This is a genomic window from Vibrio nigripulchritudo (assembly GCF_027924785.1).
Classification (GTDB): domain Bacteria; phylum Pseudomonadota; class Gammaproteobacteria; order Enterobacterales; family Vibrionaceae; genus Vibrio; species Vibrio nigripulchritudo.
Map to the genome: position 1 here is coordinate 2,775,120 of NZ_AP027049.1, position 22,383 is coordinate 2,797,502.

Here is a 22,383-nt window from a genome sequence, read left to right on the forward strand (position 1 = left end):
CCTCAAGATGCTAGGTATGCCGAACACTCACAATATGACCAATAAAAAACAGGCAGCGAGTCGCTGCCTGTCTGGTTTTACAATGTAGCTTAGTTTTCGTTTAACTTGTCGATAAGTGACTTCGCTTCTCTTCTTACTTCATCATCACCGTAGACGATGGCTTCTTCAAGAAGCTTGATAGCGCCATCGGTGTCATTCATTTCGACGTAAATCTTAGCTAAGTCGAGCTTGCCTGCCGCTTCACTGTTGCTGTCTACATCGAATGGTTCTACGTTACCTAAAACATCTGGGAATTCATCAAGACCGACATCCAGCTCTAGCGCTTCCGCGTCAGGGTCTGGCTTGTCTCCAGATTCGGCTTCTTCACGCTCAACCTGAGCCATCAGCTCATCGACACTCATGAATTTCTGATCAGCATCTCCTTCATTTGATAGATCAGGCTGATCTGCCCAGTCCTCTTCATCAACTTTAGGTTCTTCAAGTGTTTCAGCTGCTCCCCAGACTTCTTTCTCTTCATCTGGTACATCTTCAGAAATGGATGCCTGCTGCTCTGGTGTCAGGTTAAAACCGTTCCAGTCTTCACCCGTTTCCAGCATGGCATCGATATCCATACCTGCGCTGTCGACTACTTTGCTGTCTAGTGGCTCATCAAACCCACCTATTGCTCCCCCATCAGGTTCAGAAAGCAACGTAGCCATGGTCGCAGACTCATCAAACTGGCTTAGGTCGTCTTCTGTAACTGGCGCTGTTGGCGTGTCTTCAGACAAGGAGAATGCGTCTTGCAGCGCAGCGGCTTCGTCATACTCACCCAAATCAGAGTCATCAAGCTGAATTGATTCTGGTTCATTCTCTTCATCATCGGAAATTTCTGATACCAAATCTTCGGCAAGAGGGGCTGGCTCGTCTGCCATTGCATCTAGGGCAGCAGATTCATCGAACTCACCAAGGTCCGTATCATCCAGTTCAATCGATTCGAGCTCTTCTGAAGCAACGTCTTCTGGAACCGGCGTTTCAACTTCTGGCTCTAGATCTTCTGCTAATGGAGCTGGCTCGTCTGCCATTGCATCCAACGCTGCCGCTTCATCGAATTCGCCTAGGTCGGCATCGTCCAGTTCAATGGGCTCTGGTTCTTCTAAAACAGGCTCTTCTGGAACAACTTCTTCTGAAACCGGCGCTTCAACTTCTGGCTCTAGATCTTCTGCCAGTGGAGCTGGCTCGTCTGCCATTGCATCCAAGGCGGCCGCTTCATCGAATTCGCCAAGATCGGCATCGTCCAATTCAATGGACTTTGGCTCTTCTGAAGCAACTTCTTCAGAAACCGGTACTTCAACTTCTGGCTCTAGATCTTCTGCCAGTGGAGCAGGCTCGTCTACCATTGCATCCAAGGCGGCATCTTCATCGAACTCGCCTAGGTCGGCATCGTCCAGTTCAACGGATTCTGGCTCTTCTGAAGCCATTTCTTCTGAAACTGGCGTTTCAACTTCTGGCTCTAAATCTCCTGCTAAAGGTGCAGGCTCGTCTGCCATTGCATCCAAGGCAGCGGCTTCATCGAACTCACCCAGGTCGGCATCATCCAGTTCAACGGATTCTGGCTCTTCTGTAGCAAGGTCTTCAGAAACTGGCGCTTCAACTTCTGATTCTAGATCTTCTGCCAGTGGAGTTGGCTCGTCTGCCATTGCATCCAAGGCGGCATCTTCATCGAATTCGCCTAGGTCGGCATCGTCCAGTTCAATGGGCTCTGGTTCTTCTAAAACAGGCTCTTCTGGAACAACTTCTTCTGAAACTGGCGCTTCAACTTCTGGTTCTAGATCTTCCGCTAATGGAGCAGGCTCATCTGCCATTGCATCCAACGCAGCCGCTTCATCGAACTCGCCCAGGTCTGCATCGTCCAGTTCAATGGGCTCTGGTTCTTCAGTAGCAAGGTCTTCCGAAACTGGCGTTTCAGTTTCTGGTTCTAGATCTTCTGCTAAAGGTGCTGGCTCATCCGCCATTGCATCCAAGGCGGCATCTTCATCGAACTCGCCTAGGTCGGCATCGTCCAGTTCAATGGGCTCTGGTTCTTCTAAAATAGGCTCTTCTGCAACAGCTTCTTCCGAAACAGGCGTTTCGACTTCTGGCTCTAGATCTTCTGCCAGTGGAGCAGGTTCATCTGCCATTGCATCCAACGCAGCCGCTTCATCGAATTCGCCTAAGTCGGCATCATCGAGCTCAACGGTCTCTGGCTCTTCTGAAGCAACATCTTCTGAAACTGGCGCTTCAACTTCTGGTGATGTTTCAGCTAAGTCAGCCGCTAGCTCTTGGTCTAGCTCGTTCAGTCCCATTTCGTCTGAGTTGTCGGCTTCTGCCTGAACTTCTTCCAGACCGCTTAGATCTGAACCCTCAAAGTCCCAGTCTTCGTCCTGTGGCGTGCCAAATTCATTTGGCACAGCTTCAGGCATAACTAATTCTGGCTCTGGCTCTGGCTCTGGCTCTGGCTCTGGCTCTGGCTCTGGCTCTGGCTCTGGCTCTGGCTCTGGCTCTGGCTCTGGCTCTGGCTCTGGCTCTGGCTCTGGCTCTGGCTCTGGCTCTGGCTCTGGCTCTGGCTCTGGCTCTGGCTCTTCAGATGGTGTGTCGAAGCTGTAGTTGTCAACGTCTTCTTCACTTATCTCTTCAATTTCTTCTTGTGGTGACTCATCTAAATCAGGCTGAAGCTCGGCTTCCAGTTCAGCTTCGTCGATTTCAAAGTCATCTTCTGCCTCAACAGAAAGTTCTGGCTCCGGAGCAACTTCCTGTTCGGTTTCCTCTTGAGGCGGCGCTTCTAAATCGATGTTATCCAGCTCGGATTCGTCTTCTTCCTCTGTAGCGTCGACCAAACTTTCGGTTTCTTCTACTTCTGGAAGTTCTCCGATCTCAGGCAGCTCAGGGGCATCTTCTTCATCGGTGACTTCACCCGAGAAGGCTTCAGCCTGCCAATCTTCTACCGATTCTTCTTCGTCGGATATCGCATCAGAATCGGATTTCAGACCACTTTCGTCCAGGTTTCCAATTTCGGCATCGGTAAATTCTGACTCTTCTCTGGTCTCCCCCATCAGGACATCTAATGGTTCATCATCGTGCCCTTTTAGAGAGAAAGCGGTTTCAGCGTCTTCAATAGGCTGCGCTGCGAACTCGTCAGACTTTTTATCGGATTTAGCATCTTCAGCGTCTTCTTCGATTTCAGGCGCATCAAGGTCAAGTTCAGGTGTATCAACCTCAGGCGTGTCTTCAACGTCTTGAGATGCTCCAACTTCTGGTTGTTCTGATTGAGTTTCTTCTTGTGCCAGATCTACTTCATCTGAAACTTCAGGTTCCTCAATCTCGGGTTCCGGCTCTGTTGTTTCCTGCTCTTCAGTCTCTACGCTTTCTTCTGACGCATCTTCTGAGACCGGCGCTTCTGTAACCTCTTCTTCTGGTTGAGTTTCTTCCGCTTCCGGTTCAATTGCGGGGGATTCCTCAAGGCTTTCAGGCACTTCTTCACTTACGTCTTGTGAAAAGGCATCGTCAAGCTCTTGGGCAAAGTCACCACCAGATTGATCTTCGGCAGTTTCAGTATCTAATTCAGCGGTTTCTGGTTCAGGTGTGTCTAGCTCATCATCAAGATGACTTTCCGATTCGAATTCAAAGTCCAATCCATCGTCTTGCGATGCGTTTTGGTCTGGTTCAAATTCGTCTAGAGTATCCGCACCTAAATCAAACTCTGCTGGGTCAAAGTCTTCTTCTAAATCAGTGGAATTCTCATCAACCAATTCATCCAGTAAATCGGTACTTTCAGGATCGACCGCGGTTTTTGAATCTTCCAGCACATCGTCAAGTAAATCCGTACTGTCTTCTGCCAATGAATCCGGCATATCCAGATCAAGATCGTCCTCGCTTACATCATCAAGAACGCTGTCTAGGAGGTCGGTACTGTCTGGGTCAATGGAAGATTTGGATTCGTCATCAACCAGGTCATCCAGTAAATCTGTGTTGCTTTCATCCAGAGACTCTGGGCTGTCGTCAGATTCTTCAAGTAAGCTGTCTAATAAGTCTGTTGAGTCTGGGTCGAAGGAAGGTTCATCCGGATCCGAAGATTCACTTTCATCCAGAACATCGTCTAACAGATCTGTGCTGTCATCGCTTAAGTCAAATTCATCTAACAAATCATCTTCTGAAGGAGTGCTACTTTCTTGCTCCAGAGCTTCTTCCAGAAGCGCATCTGGATCTAATGAGATATCGCCGTCATCAGCGTCAATCACATCATCCAACAGATCAGTGCTGTCTGAATCTAAATCGGTGCCAGCTTCGAGCATGTCATCAAGCAAATCCGAATCGCTGCTGTCTTCTGGCTCCGATAGCAGTTCATCAAAGGCGCTTTCATCCATACCTGCGTCGAGGTCAATGCTCTCGTCAGTACCACCTTCTTCTGCGTCACCTTCTTCATTTGACAGCAGCGTGTCGAAATCCAGATCGTCATCCGTTTCCGTGTCATCAATACCGGCAAACAGATCGTCGAGAGTCGACTGGTCTAGCTCGTCTGCGCCTAAGTCTTCAGCGGGTTCATCAGTATCAAACAGCGCATCAATGTCGTCATTTGACAGGTCATCGCCCTCTGACAAGTCGAACTCTTCTGTTTCCTCTGATGGACCTTCTTCGATCTCTGGCTCTATTTCATCCAGAGCACGTTCCATTTCTTCCAGACCAAGTGCCTGCTCGTCCGCATCGACGCTAATGCCATTTGCACTTGTATCGAGATCCGCAATCTCGGCATCCAGTTCACCATCGTCACCGATGCTTGCGAATGGGTCGTCGCCGTCTTCGTCCAGATTAAAGTCCAGATCTTCATCGTTTAGATCACCGAAGACATCGTCTACTTCTTCCGCTTTTTCACCACCTTCTTCGGATTCATCAGAGAACGCAGCTTCGGATTCATCTCCGAAGAGTTCATCGTCTAGGGACAACTCGTCTTCTTCGATGTCACCAATCAAGTCATCATCGAGGTTAATCTCGTCGATTTCTTCATCATCGTTCGCCTGTACTGGCGGAATTTCTGGCTGTGGCTGCTCTTCTGTTTGTTCTTCTGGCTCTGGTTCTTTACGGCGATTTAGAAGCAAGACTATCAACAGACCAATCAGAAGACCCGGAATCAGAGCAAGCGCTCCAAGCAGCAGAGGGTTAGCAACGATACGCTCCATGAGCGTTGGCGCGTTTTGCTGGCTTTCCAGCTGCTTGAGTTTCTCCGCTTCAAGCAGTTTTTCTACTTCATTTTTAATTCTGTCTTCGTCGCTGAGTTCTTCTTTCAGCGTTTCGACTTCCCCTTGCACTTCTGAAAGCATGAGGCGCAGTTGGTGGTTTTTCTCTTCCAGTGTCGAGAGCTCACTCTCGGACATATCAAGCTGTTCTTTAAGACGAACGACCTGCCCGTCATCCTTCATTTCCGGTTTGGATTCAGGTTTAGGCTCTGGCTTCGCTTCAGCTTTTGGCTCTTCCTGCATCATTTCTGGTTTAGGCTGAGCATTCGCGTCTGTCACTTGCTCGTCGGCTTTTGGCTCAACAACAGGTTTTGGTGGTTCAACTGGGCGAGGTCTGACGGCGGGTCGCGTGGTCGCAACCTGATTCTGAGAATCTAATCGTGCTTGATGCGCAGCCATGATACGGACGGCATCGGCTGTTGATTCTGACTGAACTTGCTGAAGAGATGGAATTCTTAAAGTACTGCCCGGCACAAGACCGTGAATATTCTGATCTTCAAATGCTTGAGGGTTAAGTCGATAAATAGCCAGCAGAGTTTGTTGAACGGTCAGACTGTTTGCTGGTCTTAATGCAGAAGCGATGCTCCAGAGTGTTTCATTACCCCTTGTAGGACCGTAAAACAAAGACGGTTGCCCCTGAGCGACGGGTTGACGAATTTGCTCAGAAAAGCGTGGGGAGTCTGAAATCTCTCCGTTGGAACCAATAACTCTGATGGTGTCAGCGCTAGCCACTGGAATTTGAGTCGAGACCATCAGAAGCAAGGGCGTTAAACAACGCTTGAAAAAATGATGCATATAAGGCTCAGCTTTCTTGCTTTCTTATCTTGAATAATAATGTGATCTGCTAAATATATCGGATAAATGTCGTAAAACTATAGCGCCCGCACGAAAAAATGTGTGTCCGAGTTGATATTCGTACCATTCTTACCCAAATTTGCATTATTTGAACAAAATAGCGCCATAAAAAAAGCCCCACTAAGTGAGGCTTTTCAAACAATTTTATTCAGAAATAATCACGAATTAGCACTTCTGCAATCTGGACTGCGTTTGTAGCGGCACCTTTTCTAACATTGTCTGCTACCACCCATAGATTGACGCCCGAGTGATGGCTGATGTCGTTGCGAATACGCCCAACCAAAACATGATCTTTTCCACCCGCATCACGAACCTGAGTTGGGAAGTCCTCACCGTGAAAAACTTCAACACCTTCGGTTTGCTCAAGAAGCTGAGTAACCTGATCCGCATCAATAGGGGTACGTGTTTCAATGTGAACCGCTTCAGCGTGACCATAGAAAACCGGCACTCGCACACAGGTCGGGTTGACCATAATTGACGAGTCGTTGAAGATTTTTTGGGTTTCCCACACCATCTTCATCTCTTCTTTGGTGTAACCGTTGTCCATAAATTTGTCGATTTGTGGAATACAGTTAAACGCGATTTGCTGACTGAACGCTTTTTCTTCAATCGGCTTCGCGTTAAGAAGATGCGCCGTTTGACCCGCTAACTCATCAATGCCTGCCTTGCCTGCACCGGAAACCGATTGGTAAGTAGAAACATTGATTCGCTCAATGCCCGCCGCATCGTGGATAGGCTTAAGTGCAACCAGCATTTGAATGGTTGAACAGTTCGGGTTTGCAATGATGTTACGATTGCGAAACTCTGCGATGGCTTCTGGGTTAACTTCTGGCACAACAAGTGGAACGTCGTAGTCGTAACGGAACTGGGAAGTGTTGTCGATAACAACCACACCTTCATCTGCGGCAACTGGTGCCCACTTTTCTGACAGTTCACCACCAGCAGAGAAGAGCGCAATGTGTACCTGTGACCAGTCAAAATTTTCGACATTCTGAACTCGAATCGTTTTGCCATTGAAGCGATACGTCTTACCTTCACTGCGTTCGCTTGCCAATAAGTGCAACTCGCCTACTGGAAATTCTCGCTCTTGCAGAACTTCTAGAATGGTTTCACCTACGGCACCGGTTGCACCTAAAATTGCAACGTTAAATTCTTGGCTCATCTGTTACCTCAATTTGAAAACCTAGTTTAGCGAGCGGCTCAAGATTGCAGTTTGCATCGCCCACTAAAGTGACGGCACTGTATTCTCGTCTGTCCCAGTAATTTTTACGCATTTCATCAAATGCGCCGGGGCGTGCAATATTGCGACGGAATATGGCGTCATCGTGGCGCACATCATAAATCAATTGTGTGAGATTGTGCAGTGTTGCGTTATCCCAAGCGCGATCCAGTTGCACACGCGGGACCGGAGCGATTGGCAGTAACTCAGATGCATACACCCGATCTTCACGCCCTAAGAACTCACAGAATGAGTTGAAAATCATGGTTGTGCCACGCGCTTTGCCTTCTAAGCCATAACCCGCAACATGAGGCGTCGCGAAGGCAAGAAGCGGCAACAGTTCCATGTCCACTTCCGGTTCGAACTCAAACACATCTAGTGCGGCAATGAAGCCGTCATTTTTTTGTAGGCGTTTTTTCAGAGCTGAATTATCAACCACTGGTCCACGAGCCGCGTTGATCAGAATTTGATCCGCACGCATGGCTTCCAAGCGGGTTTCATTAATAATGTGATGAGTCGAATGCTCGCCATCACGAGTAATTGGGGTGTGCAGCGTAATAATGTCAGACTGCTCTAGTAGCGTGTCTAGCTCTGTAAATTGGCGGCTGTCGCCTTCTGCCTGCTTGATCGGGTCATTGAGCAATACTTTAATGCCCATGCCTTCCAGACAGTTGGCAAGATAAGATCCCACCTGACCAGCACCGATAATTCCGACGGTTTTATCAAACACTGAAAAACCCTGTTGCTGGCCAAGAATCATCATCACGCTAAACGCATATTCCGCCACGCCCACTTTGTTACAGCCGGGTGCTGCGGTGAAGAAGATGCCTTTTTCTTTCAGTAGAGCCTGATCGACATGATCCATCCCTGCGGTTGCCGTACCAACAAATTTCAACTTGTTGGCTTTAGAAATCAACTCTGCATTCACTTTGGTGACCGAGCGAATCATTAAACCATCCACATCAACTAAATCATCGGCAGTCATGGTACGTCCTGGTTTCAAAACCACGTCGCCTAGTTGGCTGAAAAGTTTTTCAGCGTAAGGCATGTTTTCATCAATTAGGATTTTCATTTCAATTGGGGAGAGTGGGTTAAATTGGTTGCACTGATTCTGCCCCAATCTCAGCGGAGTTAAAAGCCTGACGTGCCTTCCACTCACTTTTATGCATGATCATTCTGGTTTACACCGCTTTACATTGGCTTTTAACCATAACGATTACCGTCACATTTTTTAAACATCCCCCACTGCTCCTCCCTCTAGAGAAAATGTATAAAACACCATAATTATCAGATGATTGAACCCCATCTTACTTAAGAATATTTTGCGTTCCTTCTTTTAACCCTGCCTTTATTGATAAACAAATCATTTACATTGATCATTTTTTAATCTAGTGTATTTTTTGTAATGCATTACATTTTGGCTGGTTTTATCAGAATGATACTAGGTACGAAATTACCTTAAAGAGTACGTTTTTACTTGATTCATACATGCATACAGATAGAAGGAACTAAAAAATGAATCGATTTATTTTTAAAGCTACTGCATGTGCCATATGTGCTTTGGCAACCCTACCAAGCTTTGCGAAAGATAAAGTGGTGGTTTGGGTAAGTGGCGAACCTGGACAGGTGACGGTCTACGACAAAATTGCTGTGACGTTCAATCAAAAGTACAAGGATGCGGAGATTCAGATTGTTACTCAGCCCTCTGACTTGTTTAACCCGGCGCTGATCCCTGCGCTTTCTTCAGGTGAAGGACCTGATCTGTTTACCTTCGGAACGGGACCCGGGCAGCCCGCCGCCATCATCAACGGTGGCTTAGTTGCCGACCTCACTCCTCATTACTACGAAAACAACTGGGAAAAATACATTCCTGAAGGCGTCGTATCGCAAACGTCGAAGTCTGGAAAGCTGTGGGCATTTGGCAGTGAAGTTGAAACCACAGCCATGTTTTACAACAAAGCGATATTTAAAGAAGTAGGTATCAACCCGCCAAAAACCTGGGATGAACTAGCCAGCGCGGTCAAAGCTCTGAAAGAGGCTGGTTTTAAAACGCCTATCGGTTTAGGCGCTGCCGACAAGTGGCCAATTTCGCACTGGCAATCCATGATGTTTGGTCGATACGCGTCACCACAAGGGATAGATAACGTTCTGTTTTCCGATGGCAAATGGACAGACAAAGCCTTTGTTGACGCCAGTGCTAAGTTGCAAAAAATGTCCAAAGACGGCTGGTTTGGTCCTAGCCCAATCGCGGTGAACTACGGCGATTTGATGGATAACTTCTGGGCGGGTCGTATTCCAATGACTTACACAGGTCCTTGGGTGATTCCGGGCGGAATCAAGTCAACAGGTAAGCGTATTGGCGAATTTGGCATTTTCCAGATGCCTCCAATGGAAAGTGGTCAGAAAATCTACCCAACCGAGTCGATTGGCAGTGGCTGGTACGTTCGTGCCAATTCAGAATCGAAGCAGCATGCAGTGGCTTTCCTAAACCACATGTTCACAACACAAGAAGGTCGAGTAACGCTTCTTAACGATGGCATCGTACCTGTCGGTCCTCTTGAAGACGCGCTGGAAAAAGCCTCTCTACCTGCTCTGAGCCATGAATTGCGCTCAAGCGTAGATACCTACCGAACCAACGGAACCGTACCTGCCTTCCTGGATACCATTACACCCGCAAACCTGACTACCGTTACTTATGACGGATTGCAGGCGCTACTACTAGGCGTAATGACACCTGAAGCCTTTACTGAAGAATTGCAAGCGGCTTGGGAAGAAGCCAAAGCTGAAGGGAAAATTCTTGAGCCAGGCGGGCTGGATAAGCCGTAACCACCATCCCCCTGCATTCGATGCAGGGGGGTTAACTCAAACCCGAATTGCAGGAAAAATTGATGCACCAAAACGCAGTAAAAGAGCAGGTGGTTCAAAAGTCCATCCCTTGGCTGTTTCTTCTGCCAGCCATGGCTATCTATCTGATTTTTGCTATTCACCCCACTTTCTCTGTTCTGGAGTATTCGCTATACGACTGGAACGGGATCAGCCCGGATAAAAAGTGGGTGGGCTTAGCAAACTACGAGAAACTGTTCAAAGACAGAATTTTTTGGGAAGCCTTCCAGAATACCTTTGCGTGGTCGGCGTTCATTATTGTGGTCAACGTAGGCATTGGAATGCTGCTTGCCGCCATGCTGGCTCGAGTCTGGAAAGCAAGGCTTATCATTCAGACCGCCATTGTTTTGCCTGTCGTTATCAGCCCGATAGCCGTCGCGACCATCTGGAAATGGATGTATCAGCCAGAGGGTGTGATAAACCACGTTCTCAGCAATATCGGGTTGGACGAACTGGTCACCCCTTGGCTCGGCACGCCAAACGTGGTGCTTTATGCACTGGCGTTAGCGCATTCGTGGTCGACTATTGGTCTTAGCGTCATCATTTTCCTGGCTGGTCTGCAATCCATTGATGAAAGCCTTTACGACGCAGCAAAAGTTGACGGTGCCTCACCACTTCAGTCTTTTCGATTCATCACGCTACCGGCACTTCGACCTGTGACCGCCGTGGTTTTCATTCTGACTCTGACACAGTCTTTTAAGGTGTTTGATCTGGTCTGGGCGACGACTCAGGGTGGACCGATTCGCTTTAGTGAAATTCTGTCTACCTATATGTACAAGCGAGGCGTACTGGAGAACAACTATGGTTATGGCTCCGCGATTGGCGTCGCTCTGCTGGTCATTGTCAGCTTAGCCACCATTATTTACCTGAAAATACAGACTAAGGAGGAGAAATAACGTGGTCCAAAGATATTTTTTACTCCTGTTTCTGACGACGGTCGCCATTTTGATGAGTGCCCCTTTTGTGATGACCATTTTTGCGTCATTTAAACCCGAAACAGAACTCGTTAACCCTGCCTGGTTCCCTCCTTTGGATGCCACCTGGGAACATTACGCTCGCGTTTGGAACGAAGGGAAATTCAGCCGTTACTTTTTTAACACGATTTTTATCTCGACCATTGATGCCATTGTGATGGTTGTGATCGCTTCTATGAGCGCTTACGCCCTGATTTTTATGCGATTCAGAGGGAAGATGATCATCAATATTCTGCTGGTGATTGGGCTTATGATTCCAGTCACCGCCATCATTCTTCCTTTGTACTCAACCGTGAGGCAGTTTGGTCTTATCAATACGCATCTGGCAGTGATTCTCTCGGATTTGGCGCTGGCGGTATCGGTGTTTGTCTTTATGTTTACCTCGTACTTTGTCTCGATTCCAAAACCCTTGTACGAAGCCGCAAAAATCGATGGTGCTTCGGAATTTTACATATACCGAAAAGTCATTATGCCGATTTCCGGTCCTGCCATCGTGACCACGCTATTGCTGGAATTCATCTGGAGCTGGAATGACCTTCTGTTAAGGCTTCTGCTGCTCCCAAGCGACAACATGAAGACTCTTTCGGTTGGCCTTCTGAACTTCCAGGGTTTGCAAACCCGGGACTTAACAGGTCTGTCGGCGGGAACTGTCATTATGGCGGTTCCGGTGGTCATTCTTTTTCTCATTTTTCAGCGTCACTTTGTCAGAGGCATGACGCAAGGTGCGGTGAAATAGGAGTACTGCAATGAAACCTATCCTGATTCTTGACCAACATTGGCGAAAGCTGGAAGAGCTGTTCAGCCCCGCTGCCTATAAAGAACTCCAGTCCATGTGCACGATCATCGGTGGGGTTAACTGGGCAATGGATGAACAAGAGATCGACAAGCATATAGAGAGTGCCGATTTTCTGGTGGCTAGCCTTCCGACACTGTCTGAAGCTCAGTTGAAGAAAGCGAATAACCTGAAAGCGGTCATTGAAGTTTCCGGCGCATTTCGACCGGGTCTGGATTACCACACCTGCTTTGATCGCAATATTGAAGTGCTCTCCTGCTCACCCGGTTTTCAGTACTCGGTGGCTGAAATGGCGCTGGCAATGATTCTGTCCGGTGCTCGTGGCTTGGTTAACGAACATGAAAACTTCCGCAACGGTTCAGAACACTGGCTGGACGACAACATAGGATCTGATTTTACTCTCTATGACCAGTCTGTTGGTTTTATCGGTTACGGTGCAATTGCCCGAGAGCTGAGCCGACTGATGCAGCCTTTTTCCCCTTCGATTAAGGCTTACGACCCTTGGTTGCAGGCACAGGCAGGCTCCTCTTCTGAGGTCGATTTATGCGATTTAGATGAACTGGTCTCAAACAGCAAAGTTCTGATTGTGGCGGCATCACCAACCGATGAAAACCATCAGATGATCAACGCTGAGTTAATCGAAAAGCTGCCTCGAGGCGCTTTAGTGCTTGTGATTAGCCGGGCTCATCTCGTTGACTTTGATGCTCTGGTTCAGGCGGCGAAGCGTAACCGAATTCGGCTTGCAACGGATGTCTTCCCAGTTGAACCCTTGCCTGATGACAGTGATGTTCGGCAGATCAAAAACGTGATTCTATCCCCTCACAGAGCTGCCGCAGTAGAAGGAGGGCGTCATCCAATCGGCGAGATGATCGTTCACGACGTCAGAAATATTCTCGAAGACAAGCCGGGCAGACGCTTAAAGCCTGCCACACCTGAACAGGTATTCCATATTATTAATGCGCCAGACAGCGCCTCAAGCCAGTAAAAAAGGAGTGTTGTTACATGGCTTCAGTGACTTTAAAAGGACTCTCTAAATCGTATGGCAAACAGACCATCTTACACAGCATCGATCTGGATATTGCAGATGGCGAATTCATTGTGTTTGTCGGTCCTTCAGGGTGTGGAAAGTCCACATTACTTCGCCTGATTTCGGGGCTTGATGACATTGACAAAGGCGAGCTCTGGATTGACGACCAATTGTGCAACCAAAAAACACCAAAGCAGCGTAACATCGCGATGGTATTTCAAACTTATGCACTCTACCCACAGCTTACTGTTGAGGAGAACATCGGCTTCGGGCTACGAATCGATAAGCTCCCTAAAAAGCAAATTAAGGAAAAAGTGTATGAGGCAGCGCAGTCACTAAAACTCACCGCACTTTTAGACCGAAAACCTTCGCAACTATCCGGGGGTCAACGCCAGCGAGTAGCCATTGGTAGAGCAATTGTTCGTAATCCCAATGTGTTTTTGCTGGATGAGCCTCTTTCTAACCTTGATGCTGCGCTTAGAACGGATACCCGAATCGAAATTAGCGAGCTTCATCAAAAACTAAAGACCACCACCATCTATGTTACCCACGATCAGACGGAAGCAATGACCATGGCTGATCGCATTGTTGTGTTGAATCAGGGGTACATTGAGCAGGTAGGCACACCTATGGAGCTGTACAACAACCCGGCGTCAAAGTTTGTCGCAGGCTTTATCGGCTCCCCGAAAATGAACTTTATTGAAGGGCAAATCGCAGAAGAGTTTGGCTGTCATACATTGGGAATTCGCCCAGAGCATCTTGAATTGTCTGAACAAAGTGGCACCTGGCCATCTACGATAACACTCATTGAAAGGCTGGGCTTAAACACTATGGTTTACACCAAATCTGAAAAGCTGGGCTCTGTCGCCGTTAATCTGGCAGGGCAACAAGACTTTCAGCTAGGACAAACGGTGTACCTCTCCCCAGAAGTCGAACACGTTCACAAGTTTGATTCAGATGGAAACCCCACAAAGTAAGGAAAGATTATGACAACAAAAGTTTTGGTTTGGTCTGAATTCATTCACGAACAGGAAAGCCCTGTTGTGGCTGACGTTTACCCGGAAGGCATTCATGGCTGCATCGCGAATGCGTTAAACCAGCATCCGTCAATTGAAGCAACGACCGCTACGTTGCAGGAAGACCAACATGGGCTGACTGAAGAACGTCTAGCACAAACAGACGTGTTGATTTGGTGGGGACATGCAGCGCATGGAGAAGTCAGCGATGAGGTTGTGGAACGTGTCGTTCAGGCAGTCTGGAAAGGCATGGGATTCATCGCTTTGCATTCCTCTCATTTTTCCAAGGTATTTAAAAGGTTATTGGGCACTTCATGCAATCTGAGCTGGCGTGAGGCAGGTGAAAAGGAGCGTTTGTGGATCACCGCCCCCCAGCATCCAATTGTGCAGGGGATGCCTAAATATTTCGAACTGGCGAATGAGGAAATGTACGGCGAACCTTTTGGGATCCCAGAGCCTCTTGAAACCGTGCTCATCAGTTGGTTTCAGGGCGGGGAGGTATTTCGCTCTGGCGTGACTTACCGAAGGGGTGCAGGCAACATTTTCTATTTCCGCCCTGGTCATGAAACTTACCCGACATTCTACGATATGAACGTCACTAAAATTTTGCAAAACGCGGTGCTTTGGGCGGATTCCCATCAGCCTAAGTTAACAGATGATGATGTTCTGGATGCACCAAATACGGAAGTACAGAACGCATTGGAACCGATTCAAGAACAAGGTCCTAAACTGCATAAAGAAGGGGAAGCCGGATTTAAATAATTTCCGGTTAAGATTTAGAATTTAGCAACAGCGGTAGAATTACGAACGATAAGATTCGCATTCAAGTAGTAATGCCCTACCGCTTCCTTACCTTCAATCAGATCCATCAGCAGCTTCATGGCTGCTTCCCCAATTTCTGCTCTCGGTTGATGAATGGTTGTCAGCCCGGGTTCACAGTATTCGGCAAATGGAATGTCATCGAACCCCATGACGGAAAGGTCTTCTGGAACGCGAATACCAAGCTCTCTCGCGACTTTCATAACTCCGATAGCCATTTCATCGTTATGGCAAAAAATGGCGGTTGGTTTATCTGCTCCACTCAACAAGGTTCTGCCAAGAGAATAGCCTGAACCAAAACTGAAATCCCCTTCCAGCACCCATTTTGGGTTGGAAGGTATTGCCGCCTGTTCCAGAGAGCTGAGATAGCCCTGATGGCGATCAATGCATATCGGGTTGCTCATAGGTCCCTGAATCACACCAAACTTCTTATGACCCAAACTCAACAGATAGACCATCGCTTTTTCAGCCGCTTGTTGGTTGTCTATGGACACCGTCGGTAACTGCATTCCCTGAAAATACTCACAAGCCATGACTAGCGGGAATCCACTGCCGTGTGTTTTTCCATGCAGCAGACGTTTAGAGACTTCCGCAGTCAAAAGGATAATGCCGTCAGCCTGATTGGTCGGAAGCAAGTCAAAATAGGATTGCACTCGTTCGGGTTCGTGACCCGCATCCCCTAGTAGCACCTTTTTACCCGCCTTGTGGGCAACGCCTTCAATGCCGGAAATCACCTGGGAGAAGTAAGGGTTGGATATGTCAGGCACCACCACCACAATGGTGTTAGTGATACTTCGCCGCAAAGAGCGCGCTGCGACGTTAAGGGAATACCCTGTTACATCAACGGCATGCAGCACTTTTTTGCGTGTTTTTTCAGAAACCATATCTGGATTGGTCAAAGCACGTGAGACCGTTGCGGTTGAACAACCCGCAACTCTGGCAACATCTTTTACTGTTGGTATCCCACGACTTTGATTTGTTCGGGGTTTAAGTGGAGAACTCAAACTTTCCTACACCAGAAAACAATTGGTTAACATTATATTGAGTTTACTATCATTTAAATTGTAATGCATTTCATTTTGGTGAAAAATTGTTCTACTTTAGTTCGAAATATACTTCTCCAATGTCTTCCAGGCACCATCTTCATTTGACGATTCCACTGCGGCTTCAATAAAACATAACCCTCTCACACCTTCATCCACCCCGGGAATATCGGGTTTCTGCGCTGAGCTGCCAAGAAACCAATCAGCAAAATCTGAATAAAGCCTTGAAAAGGCTTCCAGATACCCTTCAGGATGACCAGCGGGGATACGTGCAAAACCTTCAAATCCCGCTCCACCTTTCACTCGTTTCTGGGTGGGCTGGTCAATCAGGGACACCTGCAGTTCATTAGGTCTTTCCTGATGGAAGATCAAACTGCCTTTCTCTCCTATGACTCTAAGCTGCAGACCGTTATCGAAACCGACCGCTATCTGGCTTGCCCACATCATGCCTTTAACTTCATCTTCAAACTTGAACAGAATATGGGCGTTGTCATCCAGTTGGCGATCAGCACCAAAGCTGGTGAGATCAGCAGATAAAGACTGCGCCTTTTTGCCTGTCACAAACTCTGCTAACTGCAAGGCGTGCGTTCCTATATCTCCGATGCTGCCGCCTTTGCCAGAAGTTGCGGGGTTGAGTCGCCACTTCGCCTGTTTTCCATTCTCAGAATCTTTCGCCAGCCATCCTTGTACGTACTCCATCTGGATCACGCGGACGTTTCCAATCTCACCGCTTTCAACTATTCGCTTGGCTTCCCGAATCATTGGGTACCCTGAGTAGTTGTGAGTCAGCATGAAAAATACTTCAGAAGACAGTACGAGCTGACGAAATGCCACAGCATCGCTTAATGTCGATGTTAAAGGCTTATCACAAATGACATGGATACCCTGTTCAATAAACGCTTTGGAGACATCGTAATGCAGGTGGTTTGGAGTGGCAACGACGACCACATCAATGCCATCTTCTCTTTGAGATTCTTGCTCTGCCATGACTTTGTAGTCGGAATAAATTCGGGATTCTTCCAGTCCCAAAGCTTTACCCGACTCTAAACTGCGCTCCGGGGTAGAGGAAAGCACGCCAGCACATAACTCGTATCGCCCGTCTATGCGAGCTGCAACGCGGTGCGCTTCACCAATCAGGGCATCCTTACCGCCGCCAATCATGCCCATGCGTATTCTTTTTTCCATTTCTCACTCCTTTCTTCGGCACGTTTTGTTAGGGTCTAGGCACTTTCATGCGCCGCAGCTTGCTCGATATGTTCTCCGCTGTCACCCACAATGGCACTGACGATTTCACTCATGCTGGTTGTCTCTGTGTGCAGTTCTTTCGCAACCACACCCTGACGCAATACCACCACGCGATCTGTCACACTTAGGACATCATTCAGTCGGTGAGAAATGAGGATCACAGAAACCCCTTCTTCCTTAAGTTTGCGGATCAGATTCAGTACGCTCTGTACTTCTTTCACCGCCAGCGCGGCTGTCGGTTCGTCCATGATGACAATTCGAGGGTTAAAGGTCAGTGCTCGGGCAATGGCAACGGTTTGTTGTTGACCACCAGAAAATGCGCCAACTGATCGCTGAATATCGGGCAGATGCGCTCCTAGCCGGTCAATCATCAGTTGGGATTGCGCGTTCATTTCTGCTCTGTCTATCAACTTCGGTCCCCAGCCAAACAGACGCTTAGTGGGTTCCCTGCCTAAAAAGATATTGCTAGCGACATCCTGCTGTTTGGCAAGAGCCAGATCCTGATAGATCATTTCTATCCCTAACTCGCGCCTCTCTCCCGGCGTTTTTCCGTTTATGGGCGTACCGTCAAGCGTGATGCTGCCATCGTTTTCTTTATAGATACCGGTGATGGTTTTCATCAGTGTGGACTTACCTGCCCCGTTATCTCCCACCAGCCCGACGACTTCGCCAGCGTGGATGTCAAGATCGACACCATGCAGAACCTGCACTGCACCGAAGTGCTTTTTCACTCCCTGTAATCTAAGAAGACTCATTATTTACTCTCCTTTGATTGATACTGATCGACGAAGACGGCAAAAATCAGTACTGCGCCTATGGCCATTTGTTGGTAGTAGCTTTGCACCGCGAGCAGGTTGAGACCGTTTTGCAGCACCCCCATGATCAGAGCACCAATTAGAGTGCCCAGAATCGAACCTCTGCCACCAAACAAGTTGGTTCCCCCAATAATTGCGGCGGTAATCGCGGTAAGTTCATAGCTCAACCCGGCAGTTGGGTCGCCCGAGTTCACCCTTGCCATAAAAATCAGACCGGCAACAGCAGCCAGAATGCCCGACAGCGTATAGAGGGTGATTCGCAGTCTGGATACGTTGATACCAGCAGTTTTTACTGCTTGTTCACTATCACCTAGTGCTAGCGTGTGGCGACCAAATCGGGTATACGCGAGTACGATGTGCATCGAAAATGCCAGAATAAGAAACAGCAGAGCAGGCATTGGGATACCAAAAGGTCTGCCTTGTCCAAGGTAAACCAGAAAATCTGGCAATCCGTAAACGACCCGACCATCAGTGATGACAAGTGCCAGACCACGGGCAAGCCCCAACATTCCCAAGGTCACAATGAAAGCTGGCACTTTCGCTCTGGTGACCAGAAACCCATTCACACCACCTGCCATTGCACCGGCGAGTAAACAACCGGCGATGCCAATCAGTGCGCTATCAAACATGACTGCCAAAGTCGCGCCAACCACACCACTTAGCCCCATTACAGAGCCTAGCGACAGGTCGAGCCCACCCGACCCAATCACAAAGGTGGCAGCAATAGCCAGCACACCAATAGTCGCCGTCGCTAGGATGATGTTCAGAAAGTTATCGACAGAAAGGAAATAGGGAGAAAGCGCGGTCATTACGACGCAGAGCCCTAAAAGAACGACCAACGATTCAAGTCTTACATGAAACCTGTCTACCGTTGTCTTTTGCCATCGAATCCAAAAATTAGAGGCATGCTCAGACTGCATGAAATACATCCTTGTTTTTCCAATTGAAAGTGACCCCGCACAGAGCCACTGTGCGCTGGACGGGGTAGTTATCTATTTAACGAATTCTAAAAGTGGTTCCTTACCGCTCTCCATGACTTCTTTCGTCAATACAAGCGTTGGGACGTGGATAACACTCTCTGTAGATTCACCACTCATGATTTTCTTCACGCGTTCCACTGCCTGCTTACCAACCAGATAAGGTAGCTGAGCAATCGACGCATTCAGGCGACCAGACTGGATTGATTTCACCGCATCCGAGTTACCATCTACACCGATAACCGTCACTTGACCGCCTTTTCCGGCTGCGTAAACAGACTCCACAGCACCTAATGCCATTCCGTCGTTTGCAGCAAAAATACCGACTAAGTCTGGATGACGAATCAGAATGTCATTGGTGATCGATGCCGCTTTACCACGGTCCCAGTCACCCGGCAGGCTCGCAACCACTTTCAACCCTGGAGCAATCGACTTCAGTTTATCGGTGAAACCATTCACGCGTTTTTGACCAGTAATGTTGCCTGACAACCCTTCGATGACGAGTACCGCACCTTTCGCATCCGGACCCAGTTGCTCTGTCAGGTACCGAGCGGCTTGCTGACCGGCAGCGATGTTGTCGGAACCTATCTGGAATGCGATATCGATTTTGGCTCGCTTGAGGATGTCTGGGTCTAAGTTACCGTCCAGATCGACAACCGGAATTCCGCGCTCCTGCGCTTTAGAAAGGCATGGCAATAAGTTGGTGGAGTTGATCGCCGCAGTGATCAAAGCACTGGGTTTTCTTTGCAACATGGTATTACACACGTTGAGCTGAGATTCCGCCGCCTGATCACTTTCAACAGCCTGAATGAAGTAAGGTGTGCCGGATGATTTTGCCGCATCCTCTACACCTTGACCCATGGCACCCCAGAATGGGTTGGAAAGGGTTTTCATCAGTACGCCAACTTCCCCGTCTGCATGCGCTAAGGGTGAGCTAATGGCTACCGAAAGTGCTGAAAAACAAAAAATAAATCGGTTTATTTTTTTGAATTTACTGAATTGCATAATTCACTCCTTCGAGATTAGGAGCGTGCATTAATGTGTACATCGCTCCGGACTTCCTAGTCTTGATCATCTGATTCTCAGATAACCGGCTTGATACCTCTGCTAACGTTACTGCTCCACCTTTTTGGTGGACTCCCTAAAAACGACATCGCAATGCTCCATTACCGCAGTTGCTGACGTGTTTAAACCTTCAATTCTGTTAAATAACGCGCCAATTGCACGCTTGGCAATAAGCTCTACAGGCTGAATGACTGCCGACACTGACGGATAAGTCACCTGCATCCACTCGGCATCATCAAACCCGATTAGCCCGATATCATCAGGGCAATGTATATGTTTGCGCCGGAACTCGGTTAAAGTCATCAATGTGCTTTTTGCAAACAGTGAATACATAGCGCTGGGCTTTTTATCGTCCAGATATTCACTCAGGGTTTGCTTTAGTTCGCTAATGTCTTCGGGAAGAATGAGGTCGACCGTCACTTTTTCATCCCTGTTACAAGTCACTGACAAAAACCCTTCTACCCTTCTTTTTGTCGTCGCCCTGTCTCTGTTAATCCCAACAACGGCGATGTGCCTGTGCCCGTCTTCACATAACTTTTGTGCCACCTGTTTACTTGCACTTACGTCATCGACACTGACGGTATCAAACGTTTTGTTTTCGGTTACACGGTCAATCAGTACCGCATCTATGTCGGATTTTTCCAGCATTACAGACCCCATGCCTTGTTCGCTGGTGACTGGCGCTAACACGATCCCCGCTACGCGCCAGTCCTCTAACCGCTCAATCAGGTGCTGCTCTCGCGACTCACATTCGTTGCTCGACATCGCAACCATGGTGTAACCGCGCTTCTCCACATACCTTTCGAGGTTTGCAACAAGGTTCGAGAAAAATTCACCTGCCAGTTCAGGGACAACAACACCAATGATTCGACGCTTTTCCCGTCTCATATCCGATGCCATCGGATCAGGTCGATACCCCAGAACCTCGATGGCGTTGTTAATTCTCTCCACGTTAGCTTTTTTCACAGTTGTTACGCCATGAAGCACTTTAGAGACAGTGGCCGGAGATACCGATGCCATTTTCGCAACGTCGTAAATTGATGGTCTTTTCTTCGATGGGGGCATGCATAATCCTTTGCTGATATATCTATTATTCTCTTCGAACCATCTTAAACTCTGAACGCAGAACCTCAAAAATAAATCGATTTACTTTTTTATCATTTGGGTTAAATTATAACCAAACAAACCAAAAGTAAATCGATTTATTTTCATTTTTTACAATTTTGCAACAAGCAGCTTTCTTCTATGATTTGAGTGTGCATGGATTTCACTGATTCATTTTTCCGGGGATAGCAGCTTCTTAACCCAATGTTTTTTAACAAGCTTGGGCAGTTTCAATTTAACGGTTAAAGGAAATGGATATGACGCTAGATAACCGCCCCCTCATCGTGAGCGCACCTTACCCCAGAACACTGGATTTGATTTTCTCACCTGAACGAAAAGCTCAGCTTTTTGAACAATACAGAATTCTTGAGATGGAAAGTGAGGACGTGAATGACCTCAACGATGACATCATTTCCGAGATAACCTACATCATTGGTCAGCCCCCACTGGACGAGCAATTCATTCAGAAGGCGTCAAAATTACGCTGCATTTTTAACGTCGAGAGTAACCTTATCGATAACATGCCCTACCCTCTGCTATTCGAAAGGGGGATTCATGTCGTCACAACGGGTCAGGTATTCGCACTTCCCGTGGCTGAACTTGGGGTTGCACTCGCCTTAGCGTTGAAAAGAGATCTGATCAACGCTGACTTGATGTTCAGAGAAGGTAATGAACTTTGGGGAGGCGACGGAAACGCTAATGCCAGTCTGCTATCGGGCGCTACCGTCGGAATCATTGGTTTTGGTGACTTAGGCAAAGCACTCAATCAACTGCTTAAAGGATTTCGGGCGAAAGTTCAGTCCTACGATCCATGGTTACCGGAATCTCTTCTTAAAGAACACGAAGTCACACCCGCTGATCTGGATACGTTGCTATCGACAAGTGATGTGATTTTTGTAGTCGCTTCCGTAACCAGCGAGAACCAGCATTTTCTGAATAAGAGTGCTTTCAGCAAGATGAAAGCAGGCTCCGCGTTTATTCTTCTCAGTCGGGCTAACGTCGTCAATTTTGAAGATTTGATGGACGCTGTTGAGTCAAAACACATCGTCGCAGCCAGTGATGTGTTCCCTGAAGAACCTCTACCCTTAGACCATCCGGTTCGCAACCTGGATGGCTTTGTCCGCTCCGCCCACCGAGCAGGCGCTTTGGATGTCGCGTTTCTCAACATGGGTGAAATGGTCATGGAGGATCTCAAGCTTCTCGACCAGAACTTACCCCCACAAAGATGCAAACGCGCCGAACGCGAGACCGTCTCAAGAATGCGTTCCAAGCCAGTGACGACGAACTAGATTCTATCTACTA

16 protein-coding genes are annotated in these 22,383 nt (G+C 47.9%); 7 read left to right on the plus strand and 9 right to left on the minus strand.

Going from position 1 to position 22,383, the window contains the following annotated elements; translation table 11 throughout:
- Nucleotides 1-89: 89 nt before the first annotated feature.
- From QMG91_RS12720 to QMG91_RS12730, 3 genes are all read right to left on the minus strand, one after another.
- Complete coding sequence (locus QMG91_RS12720) at nt 90-6,041, minus strand: FimV/HubP family polar landmark protein (protein ID WP_281870039.1); 5,952 nt, start codon at nt 6,039-6,041, stop codon at nt 90-92.
- A gap of 208 nt (nt 6,042-6,249) precedes the next feature.
- Nucleotides 6,250-7,263: an aspartate-semialdehyde dehydrogenase gene (locus tag QMG91_RS12725; protein ID WP_004399419.1), complete on the minus strand. Its 1,014-nt coding sequence runs from the start codon at nt 7,261-7,263 to the stop codon at nt 6,250-6,252.
- The gene (locus QMG91_RS12730) at nt 7,247-8,392 is read right to left on the minus strand and encodes a 4-phosphoerythronate dehydrogenase (RefSeq protein WP_281826880.1); all 1,146 of its coding nucleotides are present in this window, start codon (nt 8,390-8,392) and stop codon (nt 7,247-7,249) included. Before QMG91_RS12730 ends, QMG91_RS12725 begins: the two co-directional genes overlap by 17 nt.
- Nucleotides 8,393-8,835: 443 nt before the next feature.
- Here QMG91_RS12730 and QMG91_RS12735 point away from each other — a divergent pair, with 443 nt between their 5' ends.
- From QMG91_RS12735 to QMG91_RS12760, 6 genes are all read left to right on the plus strand, one after another.
- Complete coding sequence (locus QMG91_RS12735; protein WP_022550019.1) at nt 8,836-10,146, plus strand: ABC transporter substrate-binding protein; 1,311 nt, start codon at nt 8,836-8,838, stop codon at nt 10,144-10,146.
- Nucleotides 10,147-10,208: 62 nt separating this feature from the next.
- The gene (locus QMG91_RS12740; protein ID WP_022550018.1) at nt 10,209-11,099 is read left to right on the plus strand and encodes a carbohydrate ABC transporter permease; all 891 of its coding nucleotides are present in this window, start codon (nt 10,209-10,211) and stop codon (nt 11,097-11,099) included.
- A gap of 1 nt (nt 11,100) precedes the next feature.
- The gene (locus tag QMG91_RS12745; RefSeq protein WP_004399400.1) at nt 11,101-11,913 is read left to right on the plus strand and encodes a carbohydrate ABC transporter permease; all 813 of its coding nucleotides are present in this window, start codon (nt 11,101-11,103) and stop codon (nt 11,911-11,913) included.
- 10 nt (nt 11,914-11,923) lie between these two features.
- Nucleotides 11,924-12,955, plus strand: coding sequence for an NAD(P)-dependent oxidoreductase (locus QMG91_RS12750; protein WP_281826884.1), 1,032 nt, complete (start codon nt 11,924-11,926; stop codon nt 12,953-12,955).
- A gap of 17 nt (nt 12,956-12,972) precedes the next feature.
- The gene (locus QMG91_RS12755; RefSeq protein WP_281826886.1) at nt 12,973-13,974 is read left to right on the plus strand and encodes an ABC transporter ATP-binding protein; all 1,002 of its coding nucleotides are present in this window, start codon (nt 12,973-12,975) and stop codon (nt 13,972-13,974) included.
- A gap of 9 nt (nt 13,975-13,983) precedes the next feature.
- Nucleotides 13,984-14,775 carry a ThuA domain-containing protein gene (locus QMG91_RS12760; RefSeq protein ID WP_281826888.1) on the plus strand — a complete coding sequence of 264 codons (792 nt, stop codon included), beginning with the start codon at nt 13,984-13,986 and terminating at the stop codon, nt 14,773-14,775.
- 14 nt (nt 14,776-14,789) lie between these two features.
- Here the strand turns inward: QMG91_RS12760 and QMG91_RS12765 are convergent, their stop codons facing one another.
- The 6 genes from QMG91_RS12765 to QMG91_RS12790 form a co-directional block, all read right to left on the minus strand.
- Entirely contained in the window at nt 14,790-15,794 is a 1,005-nt protein-coding gene (locus QMG91_RS12765; RefSeq protein ID WP_409351265.1) for a LacI family DNA-binding transcriptional regulator, read from the minus strand.
- A 138-nt stretch (nt 15,795-15,932) separates the two neighbouring features.
- Nucleotides 15,933-17,060, minus strand: coding sequence for a Gfo/Idh/MocA family protein (locus tag QMG91_RS12770; RefSeq protein ID WP_281826892.1), 1,128 nt, complete (start codon nt 17,058-17,060; stop codon nt 15,933-15,935).
- Nucleotides 17,061-17,095: 35 nt separating this feature from the next.
- Complete coding sequence (locus tag QMG91_RS12775; protein ID WP_281826895.1) at nt 17,096-17,875, minus strand: ATP-binding cassette domain-containing protein; 780 nt, start codon at nt 17,873-17,875, stop codon at nt 17,096-17,098.
- Nucleotides 17,875-18,855 carry an ABC transporter permease gene (locus tag QMG91_RS12780; protein ID WP_022550011.1) on the minus strand — a complete coding sequence of 327 codons (981 nt, stop codon included), beginning with the start codon at nt 18,853-18,855 and terminating at the stop codon, nt 17,875-17,877. The genes QMG91_RS12775 and QMG91_RS12780 overlap by 1 nt, the downstream gene beginning before the upstream one ends.
- A 72-nt stretch (nt 18,856-18,927) precedes the next feature.
- Complete coding sequence (locus QMG91_RS12785; RefSeq protein WP_281826898.1) at nt 18,928-19,917, minus strand: sugar ABC transporter substrate-binding protein; 990 nt, start codon at nt 19,915-19,917, stop codon at nt 18,928-18,930.
- Nucleotides 19,918-20,025: 108 nt separating this feature from the next.
- Nucleotides 20,026-21,042: a LacI family DNA-binding transcriptional regulator gene (locus QMG91_RS12790; RefSeq protein ID WP_281826899.1), complete on the minus strand. Its 1,017-nt coding sequence runs from the start codon at nt 21,040-21,042 to the stop codon at nt 20,026-20,028.
- 296 nt (nt 21,043-21,338) lie between these two features.
- Between QMG91_RS12790 and QMG91_RS12795 the strand changes: the two genes are divergently transcribed.
- Entirely contained in the window at nt 21,339-22,370 is a 1,032-nt protein-coding gene (locus QMG91_RS12795; protein ID WP_281826901.1) for a hydroxyacid dehydrogenase, read from the plus strand.
- Nucleotides 22,371-22,383: the final 13 nt, after the last annotated feature.

What these genes read in the sequence shown, in the direction of transcription:
- QMG91_RS12720 (WP_281870039.1), bottom strand. Translation starts at nt 6,041, where the DNA reads ATGCATCATTTTTTCAAGCGTTGTTTAACGCCCTTGCTTCTGATGGTC.
- QMG91_RS12725 (WP_004399419.1), bottom strand. Translation starts at nt 7,263, where the DNA reads ATGAGCCAAGAATTTAACGTTGCAATTTTAGGTGCAACCGGTGCCGTA.
- QMG91_RS12730 (WP_281826880.1), bottom strand. Translation starts at nt 8,392, where the DNA reads ATGAAAATCCTAATTGATGAAAACATGCCTTACGCTGAAAAACTTTTC.
- QMG91_RS12735 (WP_022550019.1), top strand. Translation starts at nt 8,836, where the DNA reads ATGAATCGATTTATTTTTAAAGCTACTGCATGTGCCATATGTGCTTTG.
- QMG91_RS12740 (WP_022550018.1), top strand. Translation starts at nt 10,209, where the DNA reads ATGCACCAAAACGCAGTAAAAGAGCAGGTGGTTCAAAAGTCCATCCCT.
- QMG91_RS12750 (WP_281826884.1), top strand. Translation starts at nt 11,924, where the DNA reads ATGAAACCTATCCTGATTCTTGACCAACATTGGCGAAAGCTGGAAGAG.
- QMG91_RS12755 (WP_281826886.1), top strand. Translation starts at nt 12,973, where the DNA reads ATGGCTTCAGTGACTTTAAAAGGACTCTCTAAATCGTATGGCAAACAG.
- QMG91_RS12760 (WP_281826888.1), top strand. Translation starts at nt 13,984, where the DNA reads ATGACAACAAAAGTTTTGGTTTGGTCTGAATTCATTCACGAACAGGAA.
- QMG91_RS12770 (WP_281826892.1), bottom strand. Translation starts at nt 17,060, where the DNA reads ATGGAAAAAAGAATACGCATGGGCATGATTGGCGGCGGTAAGGATGCC.
- QMG91_RS12775 (WP_281826895.1), bottom strand. Translation starts at nt 17,875, where the DNA reads ATGAGTCTTCTTAGATTACAGGGAGTGAAAAAGCACTTCGGTGCAGTG.
- QMG91_RS12780 (WP_022550011.1), bottom strand. Translation starts at nt 18,855, where the DNA reads ATGCAGTCTGAGCATGCCTCTAATTTTTGGATTCGATGGCAAAAGACA.
- QMG91_RS12785 (WP_281826898.1), bottom strand. Translation starts at nt 19,917, where the DNA reads ATGCAATTCAGTAAATTCAAAAAAATAAACCGATTTATTTTTTGTTTT.
- QMG91_RS12790 (WP_281826899.1), bottom strand. Translation starts at nt 21,042, where the DNA reads ATGCCCCCATCGAAGAAAAGACCATCAATTTACGACGTTGCGAAAATG.
- QMG91_RS12795 (WP_281826901.1), top strand. Translation starts at nt 21,339, where the DNA reads ATGACGCTAGATAACCGCCCCCTCATCGTGAGCGCACCTTACCCCAGA.